The organism is Candidatus Synechococcus spongiarum (genome assembly GCF_900047545.1).
Taxonomy (GTDB): domain Bacteria; phylum Cyanobacteriota; class Cyanobacteriia; order PCC-6307; family Cyanobiaceae; genus Synechococcus_B; species Synechococcus_B spongiarum_C.
On sequence record NZ_FITM01000167.1, the window covers coordinates 1 to 7865 of the forward strand.

At 63.1% G+C, this 7865-nt stretch carries 9 protein-coding genes and 1 pseudogene; 5 read left to right on the top strand and 5 right to left on the bottom strand.

The features are described from left to right. Nucleotides 1-234: 234 nt before the first annotated feature. Entirely contained in the window at nucleotides 235-387 is a 153-nt protein-coding gene (locus FLM9_RS08775; protein WP_368794376.1) for a helix-turn-helix domain-containing protein, read from the bottom strand. A 104-nt stretch (nucleotides 388-491) separates the two neighbouring features. Further along, nucleotides 492-1049: an alpha/beta hydrolase gene (locus FLM9_RS07225; protein WP_102135506.1), complete on the bottom strand. Its 558-nt coding sequence runs from the start codon at nucleotides 1047-1049 to the stop codon at nucleotides 492-494. A gap of 121 nt (nucleotides 1050-1170) precedes the next feature. Here FLM9_RS07225 and FLM9_RS07230 point away from each other — a divergent pair, with 121 nt between their 5' ends. The 3 genes and pseudogenes from FLM9_RS07230 to FLM9_RS07240 form a co-directional block, all read left to right on the top strand. Beyond that, a complete protein-coding gene (locus FLM9_RS07230; RefSeq protein WP_074457940.1) occupies nucleotides 1171-2487 on the top strand; it encodes a hemolysin family protein in 1317 nt (438 codons plus the stop codon). 58 nt (nucleotides 2488-2545) lie between these two features. Next, nucleotides 2546-3535: a Gfo/Idh/MocA family protein gene (locus FLM9_RS07235; RefSeq protein ID WP_074457941.1), complete on the top strand. Its 990-nt coding sequence runs from the start codon at nucleotides 2546-2548 to the stop codon at nucleotides 3533-3535. Between the two features lie 6 nt (nucleotides 3536-3541). Next, a pseudogene (locus FLM9_RS07240) lies at nucleotides 3542-4243 on the top strand (WecB/TagA/CpsF family glycosyltransferase); the annotation flags it as partial. 25 nt (nucleotides 4244-4268) lie between these two features. Here FLM9_RS07240 and FLM9_RS07245 read toward each other — a convergent pair. Next, a complete protein-coding gene (locus FLM9_RS07245) occupies nucleotides 4269-4409 on the bottom strand; it encodes a photosystem II reaction center protein K (protein ID WP_074457942.1) in 141 nt (46 codons plus the stop codon). Between the two features lie 37 nt (nucleotides 4410-4446). Then, nucleotides 4447-5568, bottom strand: a complete 1122-nt coding sequence (tgt, locus tag FLM9_RS07250; protein ID WP_074457943.1) for a tRNA guanosine(34) transglycosylase Tgt — start codon at nucleotides 5566-5568, stop codon at nucleotides 4447-4449. A 56-nt stretch (nucleotides 5569-5624) separates the two neighbouring features. On the opposite strand from tgt, the gene FLM9_RS07255 reads away from it, so the two are divergent. Continuing rightward, nucleotides 5625-6389, top strand: a complete 765-nt coding sequence (locus FLM9_RS07255) for an adenosylcobinamide-GDP ribazoletransferase (protein WP_257243054.1) — start codon at nucleotides 5625-5627, stop codon at nucleotides 6387-6389. On the opposite strand, the gene FLM9_RS07260 is transcribed toward FLM9_RS07255, so the two are convergent. Beyond that, nucleotides 6350-7516 (bottom strand): sensor histidine kinase, encoded by a 1167-nt coding sequence (locus FLM9_RS07260; RefSeq protein ID WP_074457944.1) that lies wholly within the window; start codon nucleotides 7514-7516, stop codon nucleotides 6350-6352. The two genes, FLM9_RS07255 and FLM9_RS07260, sit on opposite strands and share 40 nt — an antisense overlap. Before the next feature lie 125 nt (nucleotides 7517-7641). Here FLM9_RS07260 and FLM9_RS07265 point away from each other — a divergent pair. Beyond that, nucleotides 7642-7865, top strand: a 224-nt coding sequence (locus FLM9_RS07265; protein ID WP_143324649.1) for a DUF3155 domain-containing protein, incomplete at its 3' end; no start/stop codon positions are given.

The window sequence follows — 7865 nt, forward strand, 5'->3', positions numbered from 1 at the left end:
CAGAACAAACCATTCCTCCTTCCTCCTGAAGGTCTCTTGGGCATTCCCCTCACCAGAGAGGTGATCTCTTGCTCTCCTTATAAGTCCTGAGCCTAGGTCACAGACGGACTGCAATAGGGGCACGTTGCTCACATCCGCCAGCCAACTCTGCTCAGGGGCTTGCTTGGCCTGAGTGATGCAACGCTTCTGAAGTTCGGTGCCTCCCAGATACTTCTCCCCCCGCTTATAGAGGTGCTAGCACAACGCCAAGGCATCGTTCCAGACCACCCGAGCACGGCCGAACGCCCTGGCCAGGACAGCCTTCTGGTGCGGATGGGGTAGAGCCGGTAGCGGTAGCGCAGCTTCTGCGCCAGCATTGCCTTGTTGTCTGGAAGCAGCGGGCTCCACTTGCCAAAGTTGGCCTGCTGCTTCTTCAGATTTAGCAGAGAGAACAGCTGACAGGCCAACACCGTCCTGAAAGGCAGGTCTTGTATCCCTGCACAGCAATGGGGTCAGCGCACGTTTTGGCTGGCGTGAAGGCAGGCTGGCAGGAAGAGGTAGAAGGAGAGTGTAGAGGTGCGCTGTTGGGGCGAGACTTGTACCTGCCGGGCGCAGATGGACAGATTGCCGGAGACCGAGAAGTCCACCGGCAAGGCCTCCATGATACCCAGGGCGCTAATGAAGCCATCGGAGGCATCCTCGATGATGGCAGATCGCAGGGCTTGGGATGGATTCGTATTGGCTGAGAGTGGCGTATAGCCACTGGTCACGAAGCTGAGGAATTTTTCCCCGGTGCCGGAGCGCAAGAAGCGGTTGATGGACACCAAGCTCACCTGGTAGGACTTCTGCAAACCTGCCTGCAACTCGGCCCGCGTCCATCCGGAACTGTCAATGAGCTGCTTCAGGTTGCGATTGGCCCGGCCCGTGTTGATAAAGCGAGAAACCTCCTCCGCAGACACCTTCTCGAAGGGATCGCCAGCCAAAGCCTCCTCAGGGAAACCCCATGTGGCTACCCCCAGCAGGACCAAGCAGGCGAGCGCCCTGTTGACCGTGGGCCGGGCCACGGACATGGGCCAGAACCGGCAGCAAGGGACTGGAGCACTGGCTGAAGGGACCATGTTGACTGGATTGGCTGGGCCAGTAGCCTAAGCCCATACGTCTGCTTCAAGCTGCCCTGCTTCGGGCTCAACCATGGTCTTGGCCGCACGGTTGCTGCTCATACCCCTGCTCATGGCTGTGCTGGCCTTCTGCCTGGCGGCAGAATTGGCCCTGCTGCGCCTGCGACCCACCCAGGTTCAGGAACTTACCTCCATCAACCCCGCTGCGGCCGACACGTTGGAACGTCTGCAGCGCCGCCCGCTCCGTGCCCTGATCCTGACCCAATGGGGCAGTTGCTTTGCCCTGCTGGCGTTGGGTTGGCTGGCACGGGCACTGCTCCCTGACGGCCTGCAAAGTAGCGGCCTGGCGGTCGTTCTGCTGCTGGGCTTGACCCTGCTGGTTGCCCTGGGTGCAAGTCTGCTGCCCAAAGCCCTGGTGCTGCACCAGCCGGAACGGGCTGCTCTGGCCCTCGGCCCCCCACTTTGGATAGCCACCACCCTCTTGAATGTTCCGCTGCGGGTGCTGGAGCGTTGCAGCCTGAGCCTTCTCAATCTGTTCCGGTTGCCCCACAATTGGCATGATCTGGCGCCACCCCTGTCAGCGGGTGAGCTGGAAACCCTGATTGAAACCGACAACGTCACCGGACTGCAATCGGATGAGCGCCTCATTCTTGAAGGGGCATTTTCTCTAAGGGATACCCTGGTGCGGGAAGTCATGATTCCCCGCTCACAGATGGTCACCTTGCCTGCCGACGTGACCTTCCGCCAGCTCATGGCTGCGGTGCAAAACACCCGCCATGCACGCTTCCCCGTTCTTGGCCAGTCCCTTGACGACGTGAAAGGACTGCTGGATCTCCGCAGTCTTGCCGGACCCCTGGGGCAAGGAAAGATCCATGGGGACACCCCCATGCAACTCTATCTTGCCCCGCTGCAGTGCATTGCAGAGACTGCATCTTTGGCGGAACTGCTGGCCGTGATTCGTGACGATACCCCCATGCTGCTGGTGGTGGATGATCACGGCGGCACGGAAGGTCTGGTCACCATTGCTGATCTCACCAGTGAAATTGTTGGCGAGGACGAGGATGTCGCCAACGGTGAACCTGTTGCCGTAAGAGCTCTGGCCCCAGGCCATTGGTGTTTGGCAGCGGACCTGGAAATTGACGAACTGAACCGCCAACTCCACATTTCTCTGCCCCAGTCGGAGAAACACCACACCTTGGCTGGATTTCTGCTGGAGCAATTTCAGCACATCCCCGCTGTGGGCGAGAGCCTCCATTGGCATGAACTTCACTTTGTGGTTCAACGGCTCAAGGGTCCGCGCATTACCCACGTGGAACTGCGCATGCCCCCCGGCAGCTCCGGCCCCCATGGTGGCCCAACTTCCCTATCGGATGCCCATGATGGACCATAATGGGCACAACCGAGGGGGCTGAACTCTGGCTGTGACCCACATTGCCCCTACGTCCGCCATGGAGCCCGTCAGAGTTGGCGTCATCGGAATTGGCAACATGGGCTGGCACCATGCCCGGGTCTTGAGCCTGTTGCGGGATGCGGAGCTGGTGGCGGTGGCGGACACGGATCCCCAACGGTTGGCCATGGCCACGGACCAGTTTGGCTGCCGGGCGTTTCTGAACTACCAGGAATGGCTCCACCAGGTGGAGGCGGTTTGCATTGCCGTACCCACATTGCTCCACCACCAGGTGGGCATGGATTGTTTTCGCGCCAAACTCCACGTCTTGATGGAAAAACCCATCGCCGCCACCCAGGAGGAGGCCCAGGACCTGAATGCAGCGGCGGAAGAGCATCAGCGGCTCCTGCACGTGGGTCATATTGAGCGCTTTAATCCGGCCTTTCGGGAGCTGGTGAAGGTGGTCTCCCATGAGGAGGTGGTGGTGCTGGAGGGACGTCGCCACAGCCCCCATGGAGATCGCGCCAACGATGTGTCCGTTGTGCTGGATTTGATGATCCACGACATTGATCTGGTGTTGGAGTTGGCCGGCGCCAAGGTGGTGCGCCTAGCCGCCGCCGGTGGGCGCAGCGGCGCGACAGGTCCCATCGACTACGTCAACGCCACCCTGGGCTTTGGCAACGGAGTGGTGGCCAGCCTAACGGCCAGCAAGATGGCCCATCACAAAATTCGCAGTCTCAGTGCCCACTGCCGGGACGCCCTGGTGGAGACGGACTTTCTCAACCACACCCTCTGCATCCACCGCCGTGCCCACCAGTGGTATTCCGCTGACCACGGGGAACTCATTTACCGTAACGACGGCTTTGTCGAAGAGGTGTCCACCACCTCCATCGAACCCCTGTACGCCGAGTTGGAGAACTTTCTCCGCTGTGTGCGTGGCCTGGAGGCTTCCGCTGTGGACGGTCAACAGGCCTCCCGCGCCCTGCAACTGGCCCATTGGATTGAACGCAGCGTGGACAATCCCGCCCTGCATCTGGATACGCCCATCTAACGCCAAATGGTGTCAAGTGAATGCCTGACGGCAGAGGTGTTGGGTCTCCCTGTCCACCTCACCCCTCACCTCCTCAGCGCCGCCGAAGCGTTGGTCTGCCGTGGTGGCCACGTGGTGACCCTGAATGCCGAGATGGCCATGGCCGCCCGCCACCATGCCCCACTCCGCATGGTGATTCGAGGGGCCCAGTTGGTGATTCCTGACGGTGCAGGGGTGGTCTGGGCATTGCGACTCCAGGGCCGTCGGCTGCGTCGCCAACCCGGCATTGAACTGGCTGAGATGCTGCTGGACCATGCCGCCGCCCGCGGCTGGCGCGTGGCCTGGGTGGGGGCACGGGACGACCGTCTGCAAGCGGCGGCTCGGTTCTGGACCCGGCGCCACCCACAACTTCGCCTACAGCGCCTCATCCATGGCTATCAGCACCCCGACCACTGGCCCATGGTGGAAGCGGATCTGCGGCGGCAACAGCCCGATCTGGTGTTTGTGGGCCTCGGGGCGCCACGGCAGGAGTTGTGGATCGAGAAGGTGCGTCCCCATGGCCATGGCCTCTGGCTGGGGATCGGGGGCAGCTTCGATGTGTGGAGCGGCTCTGTACAGCGAGCACCGGCCGCCATGCAGGCGCTCCAACTGGAATGGTTTTATCGGCTGCTCCAGGAGCCACGGCGCTGGTGCCGTGTATTACAACTGCCTGCCTTTGCAGGCTGCGTGCTGATGGAGTTGGCCGGGGCTGCCCTCAGCGGAAGCCGACGGAGGCTTGCCAGACAAAGGCCAGCAGCAGGAAGAACAGGGGAATCAGCGGCAGAATGTCCACCAGCGGAGCGAAGGGCTGGTAAGCCTCCGGCAATTGGGCCAGGATAATGGCAGGCTGGACCATGGCGTTTGATTCCGTGACGAGCAGCAGAGCTTGAAAGCTACCACGTGTTGGCCGCTGGTGAGGCTGAATCCCAGGGTGTGAAACGCTCTGCAAACGTTCCTTCGACAATGGCCTGGCCCATGGCGTTGCAGAAGCGTTGCAGGTGGGTGAGGTTGTGGAGACTCAGCAAGCTGGCAGCTAGCAACTCTCGGCTGTGGATCAAGTGGTGGAGATAGGCGCGGGAGTGGTGGCGGCAGGTCCAGCAGGGGCAACTGTCGTCCAGAGGGCGGTGGTCGTCGCGGAAGCAGGCGCGTTTCAACGACCAGGTGTCGCCTTGCACCAGGGCAGTGCCATGGCGGCCCAGGCGCGTGGGCAAAACGCAGTCGAACAGATCCACCCCCTGGGCCACGGCCTGAGCCATCTCCGCCAGAGAGCCCACACCCATGAGATAGCGAGGTTTGTGCTCGGGCAGCAGGGGGGACACCAGCTTCACCACTTGGTGGATGTGGGCCGTGGACTCTCCCACGCTGACCCCGCCAATGGCAAAGCCGGGCAGGTCTTGGCTGCAGACGGTGGCCGCCGACCAGCGGCGCAGATCCCCATGCCGTCCCCCCTGAACAATGCCGAACAGGGCCTGGTCCCGGTTGTTGTGGGCGGCGATGCAACGCTCCAGCCAACGGTGGGTGCGGTCCGTGGCGGTCTCCACCTCTTGGCGACTGGCTTGGGCTGGGGGACAGTGATCAAAGGCCATGACCACGTCGGCCCCGAGGCGGTTCTGGATGGCCATGCTGCGCTCCGGCGTCATCCGAATGGTGCGGCCATCCCGAGGGGAACGGAAGGTGACGCCATGGTCCTCCACCTGGTTACAGCCTGCCAGGCTGAACACCTGATAGCCGCCCGAATCCGTCAGGATCGGCCCGTCCCAGGCCATGAAGCGGTGCAGACCTCCTGCCGCGGCCACGCGGTCTTCACCAGGCTGCAGGTGGAGGTGGTAGGCGTTGGCCAAGACCATCTGTGCCCGAGTCCGGCCCAGTTGTTCCGTGGTCAGACCCTTCACCGTGGCGCTGGTGCCCACCGGCATGAAGCGGGGCGTGTCCACCGGGCCGTGACGTGTTTGCAGATGGCCCCGGCGCGCTTGCGTCACGGGGCAGCGGTGGCGGACCGCAAAACAAAAACCCATGGACCGCACCCTAGGCTGGCGGGGGAGAGCCGGCCCTGGTCCGCCCCCGTCAGCCCGTGTCTGATCCGTCCCCTGGCTACTGGTGGAACGACTTGGCGGGAAGCTGGATGTTTTATTCTCGCCTCCCCACCCTGCCCCTGCTGCGGCCACGCTTTGGGCGCATTGCCCGCTTTGCCCCGCTGGTGGGTGGGGCCATTGCCCTGATACAGGGCCTGCTCTGGCAGTTGGTGGAGCCGTTGCACCTGCCGATCACCAGCGGTGTCACCCTGGTGATGGTCACGGAGATGGGTCTCACGGGGGGCCTGCATCTGGATGGCGTCATGGATACGGCCGACGGCCTCAGCGCCGGCCCCGCACGGCTCAAAGCCATGGCCGACAGCCGGGTGGGGGCCATGGGGGTGACGGCCATGGCAACGCTGTTGCTGTTGCGGTTCGGGGGATGGCTCTGGCTGGCAGAGGCAGAGGCCCCCATGGTGGCCGTCCTGCTGGCGGTAGCTGTGTGGTCCCGCACGGCGCCTCTGCTGGCGCTGGCCTGGGGACCGCCCTTACGCATGGAGGGCAGCGGCGCCCACCACGCTGCCCAACAACAGGCCCTGACTTGGGAGTTGCTGCCCGCCAGCCTGCTCCTGGGGGGCCTCAGCCTTGGCTTTGGCCCCTGGATACTCCTGGGGAGCGTGGCCGTCATGATGGTGACTCTGCTCCTGGTCCGTCTGTTGGGGGGCCAGAGCGGCGATAGCCTGGGGGCCGTGCTGGAGTGGAGCGCCACCGCCTGCCTCTGGCTCTATGGGCTAGTTTTGGCGACTGGTGCCGGGGTTGCTTGAGGAGAAATCGGCAGGTTGAGCAGGAAGCCGTTGCCTTCGGGTGGGGCCTCGGAGCACAACAGTCCCGGTTGGGTGGTCAGTGTCAAGGCGCCCCCCAGGCTCCGGGCCAGTTGGCGACCCAGACTGAGGCCATAGCCTGTGCCCTGGTGGCCAGTGCTGGTGGTGCCCCGTTGGCCCTGACAGAAAATTCGCTCCCGCTCCGGCTCGGGAATAGGGCAGCCGCCATCCCACAACAGCAACTGCACCGCATCGGCACTGGTAGACCAGCAAAAACCAATGGGTGCCCGGGGCGGGGCATAGCGGAGGGCGTTTTCAATGAGATTGGCAAGGATTTCCGCCACGGCGTCCACGTCCCCTGTCCACCGGGGCAGGTCTTGGGGTTGACGCCAAGGGCGTCCTGAGGCTTCACAACTGGACTGGGCACGGCGCAGCAGGGGTGGGAGACGCTCCTGTAGCCGACCGTCCGCCTGGCTGGAGCGAAAGGGCGGCAGCAGGCGAGGCTGCTCCAGTTCCGTACTCAGGCGCTGACGGGGCAATTGTTCCAGCACCTTGAGGTAACGCTCCAACTGCTGGCCCTCATCCAGAAGACTGGTCACCAGTTGCTGATGGTCGGAATCCTGATCCAGCCGCCGGCGCAGAAGCTGGGCAATGGTGCGCAGCGCCGCCAGGGGATTGCGCATCTGGTGGATCAGGGCCGCCAACTGGTGCTCCTGCTCGGCCTGCTGTTTGCGGAGATGTTCCAGGTCCAGCGCCATGTTTTCACAGCGCAGATCTAGGGTCCGGGCTGTGGCCAAGGCCGTGGCCAGGTGGCTGAGTCGTTGGGAGAGGGAGTCCGGCCAGGACAAGGCCGTGGTTTCCACCAACAGCGCCCCCAGCAGATGGTGACCGTTGCGCAAGGGCAGCCAGCGGCGTCCTTGTTCCGGAACCTGGAGAGCGGGGTCGCTCAGGGATTCCGGCAGACGCTGCAGACCCGTGGGCCAGCAGGCCACGGTTTCCAGGTGCAGCAGGCCCGAGGCGTCGCTGAGGGCTATATACACCGCCAGGCAACGCAACTCACCGCCACTGGCAAAGGATTCCAGCAAATGCTGGGCCAGGGACCGGTAATCAGCAGAAACGCCAAGGGCCACCAGGGGGTATGCGGGGAATTTCCGTGCAGGTTAAGAGAAAAATCCTTGCTGAAACAACAAAGATGGCTTAGGCTACAGGGTGTTGTTCATTGGTGAAGGAATCCCCAAGTTCCGGCCATTTTTCTATGTCGAAAAAAAGAAAGCGGGTCAGCCGCCGCCGCCTGGCTGGCCAGCGGGTTCTCTCCTACGTGCCTTCGTTCCACCTGGAGACCGGGGAGCTTAAGCCTGTCACAGCAGCCCGCCACTACATTGCCAGCCAAGAGCTCAAGCCCCCTGCTCTCATCAACGTGCGCCGCAACGAGCATACAACAGATCGTTTCTTCCTTGCCGAGAAAGGGGTGTTCAGCGC